The sequence below is a fragment of the Paenibacillus montaniterrae genome (assembly GCF_018403185.1).
Lineage (GTDB): Bacteria > Bacillota > Bacilli > Paenibacillales > Paenibacillaceae > Pristimantibacillus > Pristimantibacillus montaniterrae.
Map to the genome: position 1 here is coordinate 434,482 of NZ_BOSE01000002.1, position 21,025 is coordinate 455,506.

At 47.2% G+C, this 21,025-nt stretch carries 20 protein-coding genes and 1 riboswitch; of the genes, 3 read left to right on the top strand and 17 right to left on the bottom strand.

Annotated elements, in window-relative coordinates; all coding sequences use genetic code 11:
• Positions 1-38: 38 nt before the first annotated feature.
• Positions 39-785, bottom strand: coding sequence for a DUF2087 domain-containing protein (locus KJS52_RS07695; RefSeq protein ID WP_213514159.1), 747 nt, complete (start codon positions 783-785; stop codon positions 39-41).
• A gap of 214 nt (positions 786-999) precedes the next feature.
• Here KJS52_RS07695 and KJS52_RS07700 point away from each other — a divergent pair, with 214 nt between their 5' ends.
• Both KJS52_RS07700 and KJS52_RS07705 read left to right on the top strand, forming a co-directional pair.
• A complete protein-coding gene (locus KJS52_RS07700) occupies positions 1,000-1,920 on the top strand; it encodes a LacI family DNA-binding transcriptional regulator (RefSeq protein ID WP_213514160.1) in 921 nt (306 codons plus the stop codon).
• A 111-nt stretch (positions 1,921-2,031) separates the two neighbouring features.
• Positions 2,032-3,333, top strand: a complete 1,302-nt coding sequence (locus tag KJS52_RS07705) for an MFS transporter (protein WP_213514161.1) — start codon at positions 2,032-2,034, stop codon at positions 3,331-3,333.
• Positions 3,334-3,465: 132 nt separating this feature from the next.
• On the opposite strand, the gene KJS52_RS07710 is transcribed toward KJS52_RS07705, so the two are convergent.
• The 4 genes from KJS52_RS07710 to KJS52_RS07725 all read right to left on the bottom strand — a co-directional run bounded on the left by KJS52_RS07710 (position 3,466) and on the right by KJS52_RS07725 (position 8,691).
• Positions 3,466-5,142, bottom strand: coding sequence for an alpha-amylase family glycosyl hydrolase (locus KJS52_RS07710; RefSeq protein WP_213514162.1), 1,677 nt, complete (start codon positions 5,140-5,142; stop codon positions 3,466-3,468).
• Positions 5,139-5,975 carry a sugar ABC transporter permease gene (locus KJS52_RS07715; protein ID WP_213514163.1) on the bottom strand — a complete coding sequence of 279 codons (837 nt, stop codon included), beginning with the start codon at positions 5,973-5,975 and terminating at the stop codon, positions 5,139-5,141. The genes KJS52_RS07710 and KJS52_RS07715 overlap by 4 nt, the downstream gene beginning before the upstream one ends.
• Complete coding sequence (locus tag KJS52_RS07720; protein WP_213514164.1) at positions 5,972-7,285, bottom strand: carbohydrate ABC transporter permease; 1,314 nt, start codon at positions 7,283-7,285, stop codon at positions 5,972-5,974. The genes KJS52_RS07715 and KJS52_RS07720 overlap by 4 nt, the downstream gene beginning before the upstream one ends.
• A gap of 92 nt (positions 7,286-7,377) precedes the next feature.
• Positions 7,378-8,691, bottom strand: a complete 1,314-nt coding sequence (locus KJS52_RS07725) for a sugar ABC transporter substrate-binding protein (protein WP_213514165.1) — start codon at positions 8,689-8,691, stop codon at positions 7,378-7,380.
• 413 nt (positions 8,692-9,104) lie between these two features.
• On the opposite strand from KJS52_RS07725, the gene KJS52_RS07730 reads away from it, so the two are divergent.
• Positions 9,105-10,130 carry a LacI family DNA-binding transcriptional regulator gene (locus KJS52_RS07730; RefSeq protein ID WP_213514166.1) on the top strand — a complete coding sequence of 342 codons (1,026 nt, stop codon included), beginning with the start codon at positions 9,105-9,107 and terminating at the stop codon, positions 10,128-10,130.
• Between the two features lie 153 nt (positions 10,131-10,283).
• Here the strand turns inward: KJS52_RS07730 and KJS52_RS07735 are convergent, their stop codons facing one another.
• The 12 genes from KJS52_RS07735 to KJS52_RS07790 all read right to left on the bottom strand — a co-directional run bounded on the left by KJS52_RS07735 (position 10,284) and on the right by KJS52_RS07790 (position 21,025).
• Complete coding sequence (locus KJS52_RS07735; protein WP_213514167.1) at positions 10,284-11,093, bottom strand: AAA family ATPase; 810 nt, start codon at positions 11,091-11,093, stop codon at positions 10,284-10,286.
• Between the two features lie 209 nt (positions 11,094-11,302).
• A complete protein-coding gene (locus KJS52_RS07740; RefSeq protein ID WP_213514168.1) occupies positions 11,303-12,601 on the bottom strand; it encodes a nucleobase:cation symporter-2 family protein in 1,299 nt (432 codons plus the stop codon).
• Positions 12,591-13,214, bottom strand: coding sequence for a xanthine phosphoribosyltransferase (locus KJS52_RS07745; RefSeq protein WP_213514169.1), 624 nt, complete (start codon positions 13,212-13,214; stop codon positions 12,591-12,593). Before KJS52_RS07745 ends, KJS52_RS07740 begins: the two co-directional genes overlap by 11 nt.
• 194 nt (positions 13,215-13,408) lie before the next feature.
• Positions 13,409-13,511: riboswitch (purine riboswitch) on the bottom strand.
• A gap of 257 nt (positions 13,512-13,768) precedes the next feature.
• On the bottom strand, positions 13,769-14,296 hold the full coding sequence (locus KJS52_RS07750; RefSeq protein ID WP_213514170.1) for a phage tail protein: 528 nt from the start codon (positions 14,294-14,296) through the stop codon (positions 13,769-13,771).
• Between the two features lie 11 nt (positions 14,297-14,307).
• Positions 14,308-14,808 (bottom strand): phage tail protein, encoded by a 501-nt coding sequence (locus KJS52_RS07755; protein WP_213514171.1) that lies wholly within the window; start codon positions 14,806-14,808, stop codon positions 14,308-14,310.
• A gap of 76 nt (positions 14,809-14,884) precedes the next feature.
• Positions 14,885-15,385: a phage tail protein gene (locus tag KJS52_RS07760; protein WP_213514172.1), complete on the bottom strand. Its 501-nt coding sequence runs from the start codon at positions 15,383-15,385 to the stop codon at positions 14,885-14,887.
• A gap of 2 nt (positions 15,386-15,387) precedes the next feature.
• Entirely contained in the window at positions 15,388-15,855 is a 468-nt protein-coding gene (locus KJS52_RS07765; protein ID WP_213514173.1) for a GNAT family N-acetyltransferase, read from the bottom strand.
• Positions 15,856-16,006: 151 nt separating this feature from the next.
• Complete coding sequence (locus KJS52_RS07770) at positions 16,007-17,260, bottom strand: MFS transporter (protein WP_213514174.1); 1,254 nt, start codon at positions 17,258-17,260, stop codon at positions 16,007-16,009.
• Positions 17,261-17,276: 16 nt separating this feature from the next.
• Positions 17,277-17,900, bottom strand: a complete 624-nt coding sequence (locus KJS52_RS07775; RefSeq protein WP_213514175.1) for a TetR/AcrR family transcriptional regulator — start codon at positions 17,898-17,900, stop codon at positions 17,277-17,279.
• A 163-nt stretch (positions 17,901-18,063) separates the two neighbouring features.
• Complete coding sequence (locus KJS52_RS07780) at positions 18,064-19,233, bottom strand: N-acetylglucosamine-6-phosphate deacetylase (RefSeq protein WP_213514176.1); 1,170 nt, start codon at positions 19,231-19,233, stop codon at positions 18,064-18,066.
• On the bottom strand, positions 19,230-20,003 hold the full coding sequence (locus tag KJS52_RS07785) for a glucosamine-6-phosphate deaminase (RefSeq protein WP_213514177.1): 774 nt from the start codon (positions 20,001-20,003) through the stop codon (positions 19,230-19,232). The genes KJS52_RS07780 and KJS52_RS07785 overlap by 4 nt, the downstream gene beginning before the upstream one ends.
• On the bottom strand, positions 20,000-21,025 hold the full coding sequence (locus tag KJS52_RS07790) for a Gfo/Idh/MocA family protein (protein WP_213514178.1): 1,026 nt from the start codon (positions 21,023-21,025) through the stop codon (positions 20,000-20,002). The genes KJS52_RS07785 and KJS52_RS07790 overlap by 4 nt, the downstream gene beginning before the upstream one ends.

Here is a 21,025-nt window from a genome sequence, read left to right on the forward strand (position 1 = left end):
ATCATGCAACACTGCGCATCTAAGCCTTCTTAGTTCAGCTACTTCAGCCAATACGCATCGCCTTTGCTTGTTCTGTCCAAAAAGCCATAATCCACCAAACTGCGCCGAAGCGCAACATGGTCGCTATATATGTTCTTTAACAGCTCTGTAACTTCTCGCTCGCTATATTTTTTGCCAGCTTCAAATTCTTCTGCTATTCTCGCTAAAATAATAATTTGCTTCTTCGCTTTTGGAGAAAATTCTTTAAGCTTCAAAGGTGAAAGGCTTTCAAAGGAAGTATTAAGGATCCGCGTTCTTTCCTTCTCTGTCGTCACATAGCGCTCGTCAACCATTGTAGCGCTATTATGGATCGGCACGATTTCATTTTCGTCAGCATTTTTCTTCTCGAATGCTTGCTCATACAAGGCTAAATACAATTTCGCCTGCTTCGCCTTTTCCCGAAATGTAAATTTTTGATGGCGTACTGTTGAATCGGACAGGCCTAGCTCCTTTGCAATATCCCGATCCGATTTTCCACTATAAAACAATGACAACAGCCGTTTTTGCACATCGGTTAGCGTATTGTATTTTGTAGTGGAATGCAGCAAAAGCTCAAAGTTACCGCTGTGCTCGGCTTCAATATGTTTGGCAACTGCATGCTCAGCATCATAAAAATGGTCATCAATCGAAAAAATTTGCCCAATTTGAAACCTTAGATCACAATGAATACAAATGTACATATTTTCTTGCTCTGCAAAACGATAGCCTGCTTTCAGCTCTGCCAGCGATAGGCTTGAAAAATCCATACCATCACCTCTCGGTTATCAAAATCTTAAACTTATTATAATAATGTTTATTAAATTAGTCAACAAATTTGAATTTCGCTGTATTGCTATAGCTTACATTATCGCTGCATAATAATAGACCCTCAAATGTCTCTGGACGTTTTGAGAAAGCTATGCGATAATGACTTAAACGATTAAGTGATAATGCTAGCACTGAACACGAAGGAGCAATCGAATGAAAAAAGTAACGCTGAAGGAAATTGCCAAGCAAACTGGCGTGTCCACTGCAACTGTCAGCTATGTGCTTAACAATGTTGCAAATCAAACTATTGCAGAGGAGACGCGCAGCCGCATTTTGCAAACAGCAAAGGAGCTCGGCTATGTACCTAATTTGGCAGCCCGCTCATTAGTCAAGCAAAAAACAGGACTCATTGGCTTGCTTATCAATCAGTCAACCCGCAGTGAGAGCTGGCGGAAAATTCGTTACAGCTCGCTTATTGATGAAATAGAAGCTGCACTGAGCGAACGTGGCTACCATCTTATTTTGCATAGCCTGGATGCAGCTGCTCCCAAGCTGGATATTATTGCTGAGCGCAAGCTGGATGGCGTTATTGTCGTCGATGCCCGAAGTGATCGCTTTCATCACATATCCAGCCACTTCCCGCGCGGCGTACCCGTTCTAGTGATCGACAGCCTGATTAATGACCCTTTATTCAATCAGCTGATGTTTGATTATGCATCTGCGTTTGCACAGCTTCCAGAGCTGTTTCACCAGCCGCAAAACTACTATGCTGTGCTTGATGATTACAACAATGAAGAGCTGCTGCGTCATCTTGCGAGCTTGCTGCCGCTTACGTCCGAGCAAATTCATATTATGCAGTGCGAGGAGAAGCTCAAGCAGTTTATTAACAAGCAGAAAGCGCGAAAAGGCATTATTATCAACGAAGCGATTGCTTTACTTGCTGGCAAATATACCGCTAGCGAGCAGCTAACGGTCATCTGTACGGCAAATATGGCGCAGCTTTTGCCTGCAAATGCGACAGCAGTCGCATTCAAGCAGCAAAAAGGCAGGCTGGCTGCTGAGCAATTAATTCAATTGATTAACCGTTCAGAGCTGGCAGCGTCGAACAAAACTATAAAAATAGAAGCAGAGTAAGGCTCTGCTTTTATTCAGGACTACTTAATCGTTTAAGTTACATTGATATCAGACTAAATTATCTGAATACAAACTGTGTTTATCAATCTTATCCTTGAAGGAGGAGCTGGCATGTTGGAATCAAAAACGTACAGCCATAACGAGGCTGCTGCACTGGACAGCAGCCTATCGCTAAATGCTGCACATTCGCAAACATTGTGGAGGAACCGTTCCTTTTTATTTGTATTTACGAGCTACAGCTTGTCTCTGCTAGGCAACACCTTTCATAGCATTGCCTTAAACCTGTGGGTGCTGCAAACAAGCGGCAGCGCGAAGCTGATGTCGGCAGTGCTAATTACACATCTTGTCGTAAGCATGCTGTTCAGCTCAGTAGCCGGAACGATTGCTGATCGCATAAATCGCAGGCTGCTTATGTGGTCAAGCGACTTTATCCGTTTTGTACTCGTTGCAATTATCGCTTTGCTAATCTATCTCGAGAACACTTCCTATACCGCGATACTTGCGTTAACAGCGCTTGTCGCATTTGTCGGCAGCTTCCGCGCACCGGCGTTTCAGGCGGCGCTGATTGAAATCGTCGGCAAGCAGCAAATTGCCAAAGCGGTTGCCGCGATCAATATTTCAGACAATTTGGTACGTATTTTAGGCTTTGCCGCTGGTGGCGCTGCTGTCGCTTTTTTAGGCGGAGCGATCGCCATCGCAATCGATGCAGCGGCATTTCTAATTTCCGCTATACTTGTCATCCTCGCAGGCGCCTTTCGCTACGAAGCAGTCAAAGCAGCTGAGCGAAGCAAAACCTCGTTCAAGGAAGATTTAATCGAAGGATTTCGCTTTGCGCTGCAGCATAAGCTAGCCAAAGCATCGCTTATTATATTGCCTGTTGTGATGCTCTTCTTTCTTTCCACCTTCATGCTTATTCAGGTAATGGCCGTTCAGGTGTGGCGAGCTGGAGCGGTAGTATTTGGCTTAATCGAAATGTGCATTCCGCTTGGCTACGTGATCGGCTCGCTGCTCATTATGGGCTTTGACAAACGAATTGTGCACAAGGGACGAATCATCGCGCTCAGCATTATTTTAATGGGCGGATCATTTGTACTTATTTCTTTTATTGAGCAGGCATTTGCGGCACTACCTTTCATTTTGCTGGTAGGCTTTTTGTTCAGCTTTAGTACAACGATTATTTTTATCGAGCTGCGTTCACAAATTGCACCGGAGCTGCAAGGCAGAATATCCGGCTTGCTCAGCTCGGCGACTAGCGTTGCGCCTCCGCTTGGCCTGGCCATATTTTCAGCGTTATCCGATCTGTACGGTCCTGCCGTTATTATAGCTGCGAGCGGAGGCATGCTGCTGCTCACCGGATTGCTGCTGTCCAGAACAATTAGCTCGTCTTATTCCAGCGCCGACACAAGCGCATAGGGCATAGGGCAGCAAGCCGACGCCAGCGTCGCAAAAAATGGCAGTTTAAAATGAAAAACTGGAATGATAGCTTGACCCATCATTCCAGTTTATTTAAGTACTTAGCTTTCGTATTAACCTTAAGCTTGAAAATTAACGAATGACAACCGAGCTGTATGGCGGTATCGTTAATTGGCCTGCTTGCAGCTCGGCAGCATTATCAGTTGCATAGAGCAGCGTGTCAAATGAGCCGTACTGTTCAGAAGCAGCAAGCTCTGCCTGCTGAGCCTCGCCTGACAGGTTATGCACAACGAGCAGCCGATCATCGGCAGTAACGCGCAAATAAGCGCTAAGCTTATTGTTGGCAGCTGTCAGCTTGTATTCCGCAATCGCTCCGTTTTGCAGTGCCGTTTCACTGTTGCGCCAGCTAATCAGCTTGCGGTAATGATTGAGCAGCGACTGCTCATCAGCCAGCTGAGCTTCAACTGACGTCTCGCCAGCCTCTGCATTATAGCGCGAAGCCTGCCACGTTGTTTGGCCCTCGCCGCCTGCTGGATCAGCGTGCCACAGCATCGGCTCGCGAATATATTCATCAGGCTTGGCGCCAAGCATGCCAATTTCCTCGCCATAATAGACAAATGGCGTACCAGGCAGCGTCAGCAGCAGCGAAGCCGCCATTTTTGCATGGTCGACATTGCCATTCAGCTGCGTCATTACCCGGTTCTGGTCATGATTCGTCAAAAATGGCGCATCAACAAATTTTCCACCGGAGGATTGTGCATAAAAAGCATGAACACGTCCCAGCGTATGCGCAAGATCCGGGTCGCGCTCCTCGCGGACTGCGCCAAGCAGCCGTTCCGAAAGGTCAAAGTTGAAGGCCGAGTCGAGCGCTTGATCAAAATAAGGGCCAATTACCGACGTCGTATCCCATACCTCGCCAATTAGAAATGCGTCGGGATTGACTTCATCCATGCCGCGTCTGAACTCCTGCCACCACGCTTTGTTGGCGGCTTGAATTTCTTGTGAGTGCACCGTTGATTTAAAATCTCCGTAAATATGCTTGGCTGCATCAAGCCGGAAGCCGTCCAGTCCCTTTTCCAGCCAGAACTGACCGATTTTAATCAGCTCCTCGCGCACCTTGGGCTCATCGAAATTAAAATCAGGCATGCCCTCCCAGAAAATGCCCAAATATTTCGAGCCGAGCGCATTGTGCCAAGGACTGCCGCTGCCCGCAGCATTGTCGCTTGGCGTCTGCTCATCTGCAGACACAAAATGATACCAGCTGCGATATGGGCTGTCCGGATTAGCGAGCGCCTCCTGGAACCATGGATGCTCCCTGCTCGAATGGTTAACGACCAAATCCATAATCACCTTAATATCGCGCTTATGTGCTTCCTCAAGCAGGTTCGTTAAATCATCAATCGTGCCATAATCGGGATTGATCGCATAATAGTCAGTCGTATCATAGCCGTGATAGCTGGGCGAGCTGTTGATCGGCATCAGCCAAATCCCGCCTACGCCCAGCTCCTGCAAATAATCAAGCTTTGCTGTTACGCCATTCAAATCGCCAATTCCGTCACCATCGCTGTCATAGAAGGAACGAACGAAAATTTCATAGTATACAGTTCCCGGCTGCTCCGTAACCTCATAAGGGCCAACTGTCTTTGCAAGCTCTGTAGCCTGCGGCTCTCCCGTTTGCTGCGGCTCATTGGAGCTTTGCGGTTCGGCTGCTGGCTCGCCCTCACCAGTGCAAGCGCTAAGCACAAGCAGCAGCACCAATATGCTAATGATAAACGACGCCGCTTTGCGATAGCTTCTCACAGACGTCATCCTTTCATTGCCCCGGCTGTAAGTCCTTGTACCAGGAAGCGCTGCAAGAACAGGAACAGAATCGTAATCGGAATCGCGATAATGACACAGCCTGCAGCAAACAGCGTAAAGTTGCTGTTCGTTTGCGAAGCAATCAGCTCATACATGCCGACTGCAACGGTGTAATTGTCCTTCGAGCGCAGAACGAGACGCGCAAAAATAAAGTCGCCCCATACCCCTGTAAACGAGGTTAGCGCTACAAACGTTAAGATTGGCTTCGACAATGGCAGCATAATTTTCAAAAATACTTGAAGATGGGTCGCTCCATCAATTCTTGCCGATTCATCCAGGCTGCGCGGAATCGTATCGAAGTAGCCCTTAACGATAAATCCTCCCAGCGCTGCCCCTGCCGAATAGACGAGAATCATTGCAAAATGCGTGTCAAGCAAATTAAGCTGCAGCAAAATAATATAAATCGCAATCATACTCATAAAGCTCGGGAACATGCCGAGAATAAGCATAATCGTCAGCATCGTTTGCCGTCCGCGGAAACGGAAGCGAGACAGTGCATACATGCTGAGCGTCATTAGCAGTACAGAGAAAATCATCGTAAAAATCGCGATTTTAAATGTATTGGCATACCAGACGCCAAATGTATACTGCGTGCCTGTAAACAGCTTCTCATAATGATCAAGCGTCCACGTTTCAGGCCAAAAGTTTTTGCTATATAAGGAGCCGCCAGGACGAAAAGAAGATACGACAACCCATATAGACGGATATAGCGCGCATACCGCCAAAATGATAAGCGTTAAATAGCTGAACGACAATCGTATAACGCTATTTCTTTTCCTCATGACAGCATATCCTCCTCTTTAAACGATTTCGTTCTGCGGAAGCTGAATATCGAAATAGAAGCAATAATAATAAAGATTAATATACCGATCGCAGCAGACATATTGTATTTGTTGTTAACGAGCGTCAGGTTGAACAGCCAGGTTACAAGCAAGTCGGTTGATCCGGCAAACTGGTATTCCCCTTTTGGCGGTCCGCCGCCCGTCATCAAATAAATGACGTTAAAGTTGTTAATGTTGCCTGCAAATTGCGTAATGAGAATCGGAGCCGTTGCAAACAGCAGGTACGGCATCGTAATGATTTTGAACTTTTGGAAGCTGGTTGCGCCATCCACCTCTGCAGCCTCATACAAATCGCGCGGAATGGCAGTCAGTACGCCCATCGCCAGCAGCATGCTGACAGGGATGCCGATCCACATATTTACAACGATTAGTGTAACCTTGGCCCAAAACGGATCTGTCAGCCACGGCAGTCCATCGAGACCAAAATATGCGAAGTATTGGTTGATCGGACCGAACTTGGCGTTGAACAAATTGCGCATTACGAGCAAGGAAATGAGCTGCGGAATCGCATATGGGATAATAAAAATGGTGCGCCAAAGCTTTTTAAAGCGAATGCCCTTCGACTCAACCAGCAAGGCAACGAGAATTCCGCCAAAGTAACAAGTGACGGTTGCAAGCACTGCCCATATAATCGTCCAGAACAGCAAGCCATAAAACGTCTTGCTCCAAGACTTCATTTGCAGCAAATCTATAAATGACTGGAATCCGACCCAATCGACCAAATTGGCAGGCGGTATATTGTTAGGCGCTGAATAGTTCGTAAACGCCAGCATAATCGAGAATAAAATCGGCATAATTGTAAAAAACAATACGCCTATTACTGGTATAAACAGCATAAAATAAGGAAAATGCTTAACCGTTGCATGATTCCATGAATCTGCAAATTTCGGAACACCCTTGCCTTCGTCCCGCTTCTTGCCATTTTGATACGCATCGTACACATTTAATGCATAGATTAATAAAAATACTAGCAATACAAGAATCGTAATGATCCCTTCCAGCATTAAAAAGATGGAATGATCGCCTTTAATCAATTGTGTGCCTTTGCCAACTCTTACAAACTTTTGTGTCGTTTCCCCTAATGTGACCAATCCCCAAATTGCATTGCCCAGTCGGGGAACCAGATAATAAAGCCCAAATGCATGTACACAAAGGAATATAATCCCCTTTAGCCACTGCCGATTGTACAATTGACCAAGTCCTTGCAGCGCTACCGATAGCAAAGCTGCTATATTGCGATGTCGCTTCATCATCCTTCGGCTCCTCTCTTAATTGCACAGAATGAAAGGTTTCCCCACTTTAGGTGAGGAAACCATCGCGTTTCATTCCTGCATGGCTAATATTAGTTCGTGCCAATGCTGTCCTTAATTTGATTTACAGCATTATCAAGTGCAGTTTTCGGATCCTTGCCGTCGTTCCAGATTTCAGAGAAAGCGGAAGTGATCGGATTCCATACACTGTCCATTTCCGGAATGGATGGCATTGGAGTGGAATTTTCAAATTGAGTCAGGAAGCCTTTAATGACTTCATCATTAGCAACTACAGGATCGCTATTCGCTTCTAGGTTGGATGGCATTAGGCTGTTCATTTCATAGTTTTTCATTTGCGCTTCTTTCGTAGACAGGAAGCGTGCAAGCAATTGCGCTGCTTGCGGGTATTTGGAATAAGCATTGACATAGTAAGCTTGAACGCCAGAGAATGAAGTCATCGGCTGTCCGTCAATTTTAGGAAGCGGCGCAATGCCAAAATTAATACCTTCTGCTTTATAATCTGCAATTGCCCAAGGACCGTTCAGCTCCATAGCTAGCGAGCCTTCAAGGAACAAGCCTTTCTTAATGTCAAAATCAATATCGCCTGTATTGATTGGAAGAAGCTTATCTTTAATTTCTTTCAACAGATTAGCACCTTTTACAGCGCCTTCATTGTTAAGCCCGATATCTTCAGGGTTTGTATTGTCGTCGCCGAACATGTAGCCGCCTTGAGATGCAAGGAAAGCAAAGTTGTAATAGAACTGTTGAAGCTCCCAAGCAAAAGCAAACTTGTTTTTCGCCGGATCAGCGAATGTTTCAGCAAAGGTAAAGATGTCTTCCATATTTTCTGGCGCCTCTGCAACCAGATCTTTATTGTAAATAAGCGCATAAGTTTCTACTGAACGAGGATAACCGTACAGAATTCCGTCATATGTTACCGCTTTAACTGTTTTTTCAGCGTTTTCGCTCAACACTTCTTCTTCATAAGCTGTGTTTGGCAGAAGCAAGCCTGCTTCAGCTGCCTTCCCTACATGGTCATGCGGGAAAAGCAAGACGTCAGCTGCAAGACCTGCAGGGCCATCTGTCATTAGCTTGTTAACTTGATCTGTGTTGCCAACTTCTTCAAATTTAACGCTTACACCATATTGCTGTTCGAATTCTTTTGCCATTTCCTCAAGGAATGCAGCCTGATTGTTGGCATCCCAGATTACAAGGCTTGCACCTGGCTCCGGCACTATCTCGCCTTCTTCTTCTGTGCCGCTGTTTACAGGTTCCTGAGTGTTGTTGTTGCCGCTGTTGTTCGTAGGTGCTACGTTGTTGCCTCCTTGATTTCCTCCGTTGTTACTGCTGCAAGCCGCTACAAAAAACAGAGCAACAATCATCGTTAATGCAAGCATTTTTTTCATTCTAAGTATTCCCCTTTCAAAATGTATACTTCAAACGAATTACTCATAGCCCGCTTCTACAATCCTTAATTGTGCAGTCAAGCGCAAACGTTTGTTCACAATTTAGCACAAAGGCCAAATTTTCGCTATTTTCCCCGTTTTGCAACTAATATCAAGTCGAAGGATTAACATGTAAGCGTTCTATTCGTGTCCTCATCATACAACAGACTGCACAATTTGTTAAAACGTTTGCATAGGTCGATTTTGGCGAATTTTTCTATAAATGCTTTGATTATCTCCTTATTTCTTCTGTTTTAATAGTTTCTCATCATTTGTGAACCGCTTTCATTTGATATATATTAACTTCCAGACAATATATGCATGAAGCTTTACACGAATTGAACAATCGATTGCACATAAAAGGGGCATTCCTTATGGTTACAATCAAAGATATTGCAAGAGCTGCCGGCGTATCGCCGTCTACGGTGTCCAGAGTGATTTCCAACCACTCGCGAATTAGCGCCAAAACGAGCAGCAAAGTAAAAAAGATTATGGAGGAAATGGGCTATCATCCAAATATGATGGCCAAAAGCCTCGTATCGAAAACGACGAAAACGTTAGCGATTATGCTGCCGCGACCTGCTGAGGAGCTGTTTCAGGACTTCTTCTTTGGCGAGCTGCTGCGCGGCATTTTAACGCAATCTACGCCTGCCGGCTACGATATGCTGCTAACGGCCGCCACCTCGCCGTTCGACGAGAAGGAAACCGTGTCACGGCTCGTGTTCGGCAGACGAGTGGACGGCGTCATTTTGCTGTCGGCAAGAGTGGATGATCCGCTCATTACGATGCTGAGCGAGCAGCAGTTTCCAACGGTACTAATCGGTCGCACGGATGGCTCTGCCCGCATTCTTTCCGTCGACAATGATAATGAGCAGGCCGCATATGATGCGACGCGCCATCTTATTTTGCAGGGACATGAACGGATCGGCTTTGTGAGCGGGCCGCCGAATTTGACAGTGGCATTGGATCGGATGGCTGGCTATCGCCGCGCTATGCAGGAGGCGAATTTAACGGTACGGGCTGATTGGATCGTGGAGGGGGAATATTTGCAAAACGGCGGCTACCGGGCTATGACGTTTTTGATGAGCCTGCATGAGCGGCCAAGCGCGCTAGTCGTTATTGATGATGCAGTCGCATTTGGCGTGCTGCATGGCTTGACCGAGCTTGGCTACAAGGTACCGGACGACTTGTGCATCGTCAGCTTTAACAATATTGCACTGTCCGAGCTCGCCTCCCCACCAATCAGCTCGATTGATGTCGGCACCTACCAGCTCGGCTATACAGCGTCGCAAATGCTTATTCGGCTTATTCAAGATCCTGACTCGATCTATCAACAGCGCATTATTATTCCGCATCGTCTAATTGTCCGGGAATCATCGCTGTTCTCATTGAGGATTTAAGCTCAAAAAAGGATGTTTGTAGTTCTGCGCTTCGGAGCAAAGCATTCCTCCAGTCGTTTTTCGGATTTCTTTGCTCCTTCGCTGTAGCTTCCCACTCTAAGGACTTCCATTCCAGGGACATGTTCAGCAGCCTTTTGTATGCATTATCGCCTGTTATTCAAACAGCTGCTGATGCTTTTGGAAAAACTGCTGAAAGAAGCGAACATTGTCCAGCTCATACCATTGTGCGGTGCGCAGCGGCTTGGCATCGAGATTATAAATTTTGGCATGCAGCGTTCCGAGCATGAATGGGGAATGCGTAGCGATTATAAATTGACAGTCAAAATAGCGAGCCAGCTCGTTCATTTGCTCGGCCAGCTTGATTTGATTGGCTGGAGATAATGACGTTTCAGGCTCATCCAGCAGATAGAAGCTGCCAGGCAGTAGATGGTCCTCAAAAAGCTGCATCGAGGTTTCGCCATTCGAATATTTTTCCTGCGCATAGCTCACAATGTCCAGCTTCTTATACAGCTCAAATGAGCCTTCATACTGGGCAAGCTCTGCCCGATTGGCTCCTTGCTTTGCCTGCTCGAACAGCAGCCCTTCGCGCAGCACTGCCTGCTGCTGGATCTTTTTAATTTCGTACAAAATATCTTCAGACTTTAAGTACAAGCTTTTATCCGGCAAGCCAGCGAGCTTGTGCTCACGCTCGTCTTCACCCAGCTCAAAGCTGCAATATTCCATAAAGCGCTCCGCATATTTGTTTTCTCCGTAGCTCGCCATTCGCTCATTGCCTTTAATCCCCAGCTTATTGGCGATTATATTAAGCAGGCTTGATTTGCCTGAGCCGTTATTGCCGTAGAAAACAGTGATGCGCTCAAACAGCAGCACCTCGCCCGCCATATGCTTGAATACACGATCAGGATAAGCGTTAGGGTTGCGGTCGATAAACGGAGAAAGCTTGAAGCTGCTTACATAAATCACAGTTGCTCACCTCTTTCGTTCAAATGCAGAATGCTTTTTATAGTGTAGCATGAGAGAAAAAAAGCTGACAGTCCAATGCAGATGCTACTGTTCTGCAATAGGCCAGCAGCTAACCGAGTCATTATCCTGCACAAAAAAATCAGCCCTCCTGATCCGAGCGATCAAGGAAAGCTGATTCGATTTAATAAATGATGGATGCTTCATTCAACTCAAGAAGCTGGTTCAAGCTCTTGAGCAGTCTCCTCTTCCTGTTTCGAGGATGACAGCAGCAAATTAAGCACGATTGCCGTAATCGAGCCAGATACAATTCCGTTTTCAAGCAGCATGCCAGCAAAGTCTGGCAGCTTGTCAAACATTTGCGGCAGAACAGCAGAGCCAAGGCCAACTGCCAGACTGCATGCGACAATAATTAAATTATTTCCTTTTTGCAAATCGACCTGTGCTAAAATCGACATGCCTGAGACAGCAACCGAGCCGAACATCACGAGCATCGCGCCGCCTAGCACCGCGCTAGGGATCACGGTAGTAATCGCAGCCAGCTTGGGAAGCAGCCCCAGCACAACCATAATTCCGCCCGCTGCAAAAATAACATCACGCGTTTTTACCCGCGAAATCGTTAGTAGACCAACGTTTTGTGAAAATGCGGTATAAGGAAAAGCATTGAAAATACCGCCCAACGTAATCGCCACTCCCTCGGAGCGCAAGCCATTAACAATTTGCTTCTGTTCCACGCGCTTGCCGATCGTTTTGCCTACCGCCAAATAAACGCCGGTCGACTCCACCATGCTGACAAGATTAACAATAATCATTGTCAAAATCGCAGTAATACTGATTTGCGGTGTTCCGAAGTAAAACGGCTGCACAACATTGACCCATTTTGCCTCTGCAACCGATGAAAAATCAACAATACCGATAAAGTAGCCAACTACCGTACCAAAAACAAGGCCGATCAACACCGAAACCGAGCGAATAAAGCCTTTTGCAAAGCGGTTTACAAGCAAAATAATGATTAGCGTCATTAAGGCAAGCAGCAAATTTCTCGGCTCGCCAAAGTCAGGGCTGTCGCTGCCGCCGGCAACATTTTGCATTGCTACCGGAATAAGCGATAACCCGATAATAGTAACGACTGTTCCCGTTACAATCGTTGGGAAAAACTTTAGCAGCTTGCCATACAGCGGCGCTGCCAGCACCACGAAAATTCCAGATATAATAATAGCGCCATAGGCGGTCGGCAAATTGGAAGCAGAGGCTATCGCGATGATCGGACCTACTGCGGTAAAGGTACAGCCGAGTATAACAGGAAGCCTGCTGCCGAAATATTTCGTCCCCATCACCTGCAAAATTGTCGCGATCCCGCATGTAAACAGATCGGCCGCAATCAAATACGCCATTTGAGTTTGCGTCAAATTAAGCGCTCCGCCGACAATTAGCGGTACAATGACCGCCCCCGCATACATCGCTAGCACATGCTGAAAGCCTAACGCGGCAACCTTCTGTTTACTTAACATAGTTCGACTCCTTGTCCAGTTGAAGATTGGCTTCATCATCGCCAGGCATAAACTGAACCTCTCCAGGCGACATCGCTGTTATTTTCGCCAGCGAGTGAACGGTTACGCCTTTTTGCTCCAGCAAGCTGCGGCCTTCCTGGAAGCATTTCTCAATGACACAGCCAACGCCGACAAGCTCAGCGCCCGCTTCTTTCACAATATCAACGAGTCCAATCAAGGCTGCTCCTGTTGCCAAGAAATCATCCACGATCAAAATGCGATCATTCGCTCCGATATAAGCCTGCGACACGCAAACCTGATACGTTTCCTGCTTCGTAAACGAATGGACAGGCGCCGTATACACTTTTTCCTGCAAGGTAACAGCTTTTTTCTTCTTCGCATAAATAAACGGCACCTCAAATGCCATTGCCGTCGCCATCGCAAACTGAATGCCGCTCGCCTCAATCGTCAGCACCTTCGTAATCCTTTGCTCAGCAAAAATGCGATGAAACTGCTTGCCAATTTCCAGCGCAAGCGCAGTATCCACCTGATGGTTAAGGAAGGAATCCACCTTTAACACCGTATCAGATAAAATCTTTCCTTCCTGCCTTATTTTTTCTTCAAGTCTTTTCATGCTGCTTTTCCCCTTTGCATAATAAATATGGTTCGTGCTTTTTGAACTGCCTCTAAAAACATGAAAAAACAGACCTCGTTTAGAGCAATTATGCTCAAAAGTGAAGTCTGTTCTCATAGTAGCCGCTTTATCACAGATGCATAGCTGCATGCATAAATCTATGCATGATCGCATCTCATGCTCGCGTTTAAACCTATAGATCGTCATTCACTCATAGTTGGCTGATTACAGTGGTCGCCAGTAGAAACTTATGGGCCATATTCCCAAAATTATACGAGTAGTGTATGTCTGATTTTGTTATCCTACAACAAATCATGTCAGGATTCAATACTAATTTTTTCTAACTGCATTTCTCTGCATCCTTTGGAAAAAAGAAGCTGCACATCAGGACGGTGATCGCCATCCCGATGTGCAGCTTCTGTTCTATATATCAATTACCAAGGGGGGGTAATTAACACAATTACTATGATAGCTTAAGTTCCTTCATTATTTACAATAAAACTTTGAACAATATGTGTAGCTATTGATCAATCCCCATATTTTTTCTGGAACTGCTATGATTTAGGAGGGTATTCGCCATTCGTACAAATAATGAAGTTTAACCCCACATAAGGCTGCATGTTATTGTGAGGTGCTCCAGCACCATTGCTTGTTAAAGCTAAAGGGCTCATTGGCGTCAACGAAGTGCCTTGGTTGTATGGCTGAGGGGCAGGTCTCCCTGTTGTGCTTGTCCAAACGGCACCATTGCTTGGCGCCGAGCTGCCTGAGCCTAAAGCTGCCTGAGCAAGATGAGTATGTGCTGGCATCTCGTTCAAGCTAAGTGTTACGTTGGCGCTGCCTACCTTTACGCCAAGGGGGCGAGGAGTTAAGCCGCTTCCTGCCCCTGCATGCATCGGTGCACAGCCGCGCAGGTCTGGCAATGCAAAATTCGTTTTTCCATCCCCGCCATAAGTCGTGCCAAGAATAGAATATAACACTGAATATGCGGGAATCGACAGCAATCTTCCATCACAAAAAAACCAGTTTACCGGCTCAAAGCTTCCTGCAAAAATACGAATTTCTCCAACATACGAATCTGCCATGCTAACCCCTCCTATGGTCTTGATGGAAATATTCCATTATAGGCAATGCAATATTGCAGCGTTAAATATGGCTGCATGTTATTATGCGGCTGACTTCCACCGCTTGCCGAGATTGCTTGCGGCGACAGGGTTGTGTCCGCTGCACTATTCGAGTACATCGTATAGTTGGCGGAGTTAGCCCATGCTGAATCCACAGGCGAATTCGTATTTGGAGCATCGGAAGAGCCATACGCAATATGTGTATGAGTAGGCATTTCCGTTGCGATCAGCGTATGAGCTGCATCTCCTGCTTTCTGGCCTCTCGTAATCGAAGCATCGGGATGAACAGGCACACTGCCGCGCAAATCAGGAATAGCGAACGTTGTTGAACCGTTGCCTCCGTAAGCAACCCCTAGTAATGCGTACAAAGCCTGGAATTGAACAATCTGCAAAACTCTTCCGTCACAGGGGAACCATCCCTGTGGTGTCCGATCAAAGGCAAATAAACGTATTTCACCAACAAAAGGCTCCATCGCATTCAGCTCGCTTTCTTTATATGAAGTTGTAAATTGGGAGTATGGGAATAGACAGGTTAACCATTTGGTACAATTAATTAAAGGAAGGATATAATCCATCAAGAGCAATAATAAAGTTGAGCGCTACCGAGGGCATCATATTGTTATGCGGCTGATTTCCGCCAGATGCTGAGATAATGTTGGAATTCATCGCGCTGTTGGGAGCTACAGCGGCAAACTGGTTTATTGTTGACGCAGCCCAGACGCTATTAGCAGGCGAATTGCTGTTGCCTGACTGTGAGGAGGCATGTGCTGCATGCGTATGGGAAGGCAGCTGCATCATCGTTAGCGTGACAGTCTCTGTGCCTCCGCCTTGCGAAAGCGTATAGCCATTACCTATTCCTATCGGCACTCTGCCTTGCAAATTCGGCAGTGCAAACGTCGATTTCCCGTCTCCGCCATAGGTCGTGCCAAGTAAAGAAAATAAAATTTCATATTCTGAAATGCTGAGCAGCTGCCCATTGCATAGTGCCCAACCTTCCGGAGCGAAATTGCCAGCAAACATGCGAATTTCTCCAATCGTACGTTCCGACATCGTTATGCCTCCTTATAGAGCATTGTCATATATACCTCGTCTTCATCCTGCTTAACAAAACCAAGCCTTGCATACAAGCGTGAAGCAGAATTCGTTTGCAGCACAGACAGCCTGATCGATTTGCCTAGCTGTACGGCCTCTGCTTGAAGCTCGCGAATTAGCATACTGCCTATACCTTGATTCTGGTATAGAGGTAGTAAGGAAATATCGACGATCCGCCATACTTCACTGCTGCGATCAACGATGAATCTGCCTATCCGCTGCGAATCCTGCCAAACAATATAGTAGTCGCTCTCACTAAAATGGCTCGAATATTGCCTGGCCTGCATCGCATACTGCATCTGCAGAAAAGCTGCCTTCTGCTCATCTGTCATTGCCCAATTGCTAACCTCAACTGCACGAATCGCACAATACAGACCAAGTAAAAACGGCTCGTCCTGCTCGCATTTTTGTACTAAATGGATGTCCACCCCTCCTTTTGTCAGTTGTTTTTCAGTACTTAATATAAAACTATTAAAAGGGAATTTAACTGTAATTCCCAATGCTTTTATATCATTTTATGAATCTAATTGTCAACGAAATAAAGACATATCAACGAAAAGCGCCGCAATTGATCCGCTGCTATGCCTCATTGACTGCTGCCAAGCCGTTCGCGGTTAAACGAGGCAGCGAGATTAAATAAAAGAAGCTGACGCCAGCTGTACAAATCGCGAGAGCAAAATGAAGCCATGTAACCGTTATTAAGCCTGGGAAAGTAAACGAAATAACGCCAAGTGCCAAGGAATGGCCGAGCATCATAACCGGCTCAATCAAAGCGTTCACTCGGCCAATACGTTGTGAAGGAACAAGCTCAGGCAGCCAGCTGCCAAGCACGATGTTGATCGGCGCAACTGTAATACCTGCCAACAAAATAAGCACCAAATAAACATCAATTCTATCAGCAAAGCCTAAGCCGCCAATTAGTATGCTGGCTAAAAACAGCGCAGCAATTAACGTAGTTGTTCTTGTATAACGGCGAATCAGGAACGGTCCAAGAAAGCTGCCAAGCAGAAAACCAATACCAAGAAATACTGTTATAAGTGAAGAATGAACAAGATATTGATCAGGACTAAGCTTGTATTTCATCGTAAAAACAGGCAGCAAGGAGAACACTCCATTCACGATTCCGAAAAACAGAAAACCGCTAATTAATACTAAAAGCAGCTTATTGCTCATCATATAGCGAATGCCTGACCAGAAATCTTTAAGCAAAACGATGAGCCGCAGCTCGCGAAAATGGCTTTTTCCATTCGGAAGTCGGGCATGCTCCGGAAACTTGCCCCAAGCGAGCAACAAGCCTGATATAACAAAGCTGATCCCATCTATCATGATTGCTCCTTTAATCCCGACAAAATGGTAGGCGGCCGCCCCCAAACTCATCCCCAAAAGCATAAACATGCCTGAAATCAACTGATTGAGACCCGATGCTTGAACATACTGCTCTCTATTTATGCTCCCTTGCAGCAAGCCCATTTCGGCCGGACCAAAAAATTTGGAAATCGCGCTGCGCATAAACAATACCGCAAAGCAAAGGACTAGCAAATCCAAATGAACAAATAGAAGCAGCAGCACGGTTAGTCCCGCTCTTATCCAGTCGCTGTATACCGCTATCCGCTTGCGATCAAAGCGATCTGCAATTACGCCAACGAGCCAAAATATCGCCAAAGTGGGGAGCGAGTACATTAGCTCCGCTGTAGATGCCAGTGAAGGCTGCTCGCTATATGTATCGACGATATAGTAGACCATTGCCATATTTCCAACAACGGTCCCCAGCTGCGATGTAAATGCTGCGAGAAACAGCTTGCGAAATACAGCATTGCGAAAAAGTTCCTTCATTCATCTTTTTCCTCCATTAGCTTGTTATTGGTCTAAGCAATGACTTTACGTAGTCGATAAAGCTCTCTAGCTGTATTTTCGTGTTCGCTGTTTCAATACCGACCGTAATCGCATGGGTTATAATCCCCTCTTGAAAGGAGGCGACTATTCTGGAAATATCGATCACACTCATAATTGGCGAGAACTGTCCGCGATCAACGCCAGCTTGAAGAATCGCAGCAAATCTGGCTATCCCTTTCTCATAGCGCTGCCGGAGCAGCTCTTGACGCTCCTCATTCCGATATCCAAGCAGGAAATACTCATAAAATGCTGGCATTAAGTCGCCTTTATGCGAAACAAGCAGCTCCTGCAGCTGCTGAAATTGCAGCTCATACACCAGCTCCCATACAGAAGCGCATTGCTCTAAACGTTCAGCTAGCTCGCGTTCATACTGCTCATCCTGATAATTGAGCAAGTCTTCGAAAATTTCATCCTTGCTTTGGTAGTATAAATAAATCCACCCTCTGCTCATGCCGGTTTCCTCGATAATGTCCTTGAGCGACACTGCTCCATAGCCTTTGTCCGCAAATACTCGCTTGGCCGCTTCAAGAATTTGAAGCACTCTTTGTTCCTTTGTTTGATCTGATAGTTTAGGAGACAACTGTTCCTCCACCTTTCCCAACAACATAATGACACTCGTGTCATTTTTATTATAGTGACACGATTGTCATTATGCAACCATTATTTCCTAATCACCTCTGACAACTAAAAAGATCGCTTTGCCGCGAGCATTAGCTCGGGCAAAACGATCTCCTATTAGCTTTCTATAGTTGAAATACCTGCTGACCATTGATATACGTTTGCTGCACGCGCAGCTCGCCAGACTCCTCTAGCTGCAGCAGCACGATATCGGCAGGCGCGCCAATCGCCAGTCCTGCTTCATTGTTCAGCCCCATTAAGCGCGCCGGATGAAGCGAAGCCATATGCCAGGCTTGCTCGAAGCTGGCTATGCCCGCTTGCTGCATATAGCGAATCCCGTCTGTCAGCCTGGAGACAGAGCCTGCCAGCAGCTGCTCATCATGTGCCAAATGCAGCTTGCCTGCCTCCGTTAGCACCACCTTGCCGCCGACAAAGGTAGTGTACTGGCCCGCAGGCGAGCCTGCCAGCGCAACGGCATCGCTTACGAGAATCATTTGCTCTCCCTTTACCTTGTGCACCACCTTAAGCACCTGCCGCGGCAAATGATAGGAATCCGCAATGACGCACGCGTACAGCTGCTCCTGTGCCAGCTGCTCCCACAAATAATTCGGATGACGCGGTAGCTGCAGCTGCACACCGTTGCCAAAATGAGTCACCATCGCTGCGCCAGCTGCAGCTGCACCGGCAATTTGCTCTGAGCTGGCTGCTGTATGGCCGATCGATGCGACAATACCCTGCTGCTTGCAATATTGAATAAAGGCTATGCTTTCCTCCCATTCAGGAGAAAGCGTTACGATCTTTATCCGGCCTCCTGCTGCTGCTTGCCACGCCTTAAGCCAGTCAATGTTGGGCGGACATACAAATTGGCGGTCATGCGCCCCTCTTGCACCATCAAGCGGCGAAATAAACGGTCCCTCAAGATGTATTCCCGTGATAGTCGCATTGACCAGCGGATAGCGCTCGCAGGCTTGTCTGATGACGGTTAACGCTTGCTGCAAAGCGTCAAAAGCATTCGTAATTAGCGTTGGATAGCATTTGACAACGCCCAGCCGCCACATATGCCGGCAAAAGGCAAGCACCGTTTGCTCTGTAAGCGGAAGCTGATTGAAATCCTCACCCAAATAGCCATTGATTTGCAAATCAATCAAGCCCGGCGCAATAAGAAGCTGTCCAGTCTGAAAGCTGCTTTCCTGCTCGCCTTGCTGCTCACATATCGGCTCGCAGCGCACAATGATGCCATTGTCCACTGCAAGCTCCACCATTTTGCCGCTGCTGTAATGCTTGCCTCGAATCATAAAAGCTCACCGTAGGACGCTTGATCAAGATAAAGCGTACAATGCTTTTGCTTTCTTAAAATAGTCGAAGGACAAGCTGTAGCTATATCGTCCAGCAGCGTACGTCGTACCGCTTCAGCCTTGCTCGCGCCAGGCACGATGCAGAACAGCCGCTCTGCTGACAGCAGCGTTGGTATCGTTAAAGTTATCGCATGAGTCGGCACCTCTGCAAGTGATGCAAAACAGCCATCATTCACCTGCTGCTGACGACAGGCCTCATCAAGCTCTACTGTTTTCACTGCTGCGGGATCAGCAAAATCAGCTACCGGCGGATCATTAAAGGCTAGATGACCGTTTTCGCCAATGCCCAGGCAAACCAGGTCAATCGGCGCCCGCTGCAGCAGTTCGGCATAGCTCGCGCATGCGATTTCGCTCTCCTGCTCGCTTTGAATATAATGAACCGCGTAAAACGGCACTAACGCGAATAAACGCTGCTGTAAAAATTGACCAAAGCGCTGCTGCGCTGCTTGCGGCAGACCGATATATTCATCCATATGAAAGGCTTCGACGCGCTGCCATGGGATGGATCTGTCGGCAGCGAGACATGCCAGCACCTCATTTTGCGAAGGAGCCGCGGCAAATATAATCCGCACACGCTCCTGCTGTGCCAGCTTCTCCTTTATAAATGTGCTGATGTCGGCCGCTGCGGCAGCTCCCATCTCGCTGCGGCTGGCATATACGAAAGCCGTTAGCTGGTCGACAGCATGCTGCTTAATCGGCAGTGGCTTCATATTACGCTGCCCCCTTTCCCTAGAGGAAGCTGAACAGCCTGCCCCGTGCGCGAGGATTGGTAGGTTGCCAATATTATTTCCAGCGCATGCACGCCATCCTCGCCAGTAATGGACGGCTCGCGCTGCTCCAGCACGGAACTAACCATATCCTGTATTTGCAGGCGATGCCCGTCTGGCAGCACCTTGAAAGGTGCAAATTGAGGCAATTCAACGTCCTTGCCGTCAATATGAAGCAGGCTGATCGTATCCTCCGTCAGCACCGCCGTCCCCTTGTCGCCATGAATTTCAATGCGCTGCTCCTGCTCGGGCAGAGCTGTTGTTGTCATTTCCAGCATGCCAATCCCGCCGCTGTTCAGCCTTAACAGGGAAACTGCCGTATCCTCAACCTCAATGCTGCGCTGCAGCGCCCCTGCATGTCCGTAGACGCTGGCCACGCCGCCAACAAGCCACTGCATTAGATCGATCAAATGAATCCCCTGATTCATCATCGCGCCCCCGCCATCCATTTCCCATGTACCGCGCCAGCCCGCACTGTCATAATAATGCTGGCTGCGATGAATTTTCATAACGGCATCGGCAAGCGTAATATTGCCCAGCCCGCCCGACTGGATAATTTGCTTCAAATATTGCGCCGCAGGGGCTACTCGTCTCGGAAATACAGTAGACAGCTTGACGCCCTGCTCGCGGCATACGGCAATCATTTGCTGCACACTGTCCATGTCGATGCCGATCGGCTTTTCACACAGCACATGCTTGCCTGCTTGTGCAGCTGCAATCGTTTGCTGAGGATGCAGGCCGCTTGGCGTACAAATATTGACCACCTGAATATCGCGATTATCGAGCATTTCCTCGTAGCTTTCATAAAAGCGTGCGCCGTAGCGCTCAGCAAATTGCTGGCCTCGCTCTACTTGATGATCGCATACTGCGAGCAGGCTCGCCTCCTTCGTATTGGCAATGCCTTGAGCATGAATGTCGGCTATAACCCCACAGCCTACTATCGCAAATTTAACGATTTCTCCCAC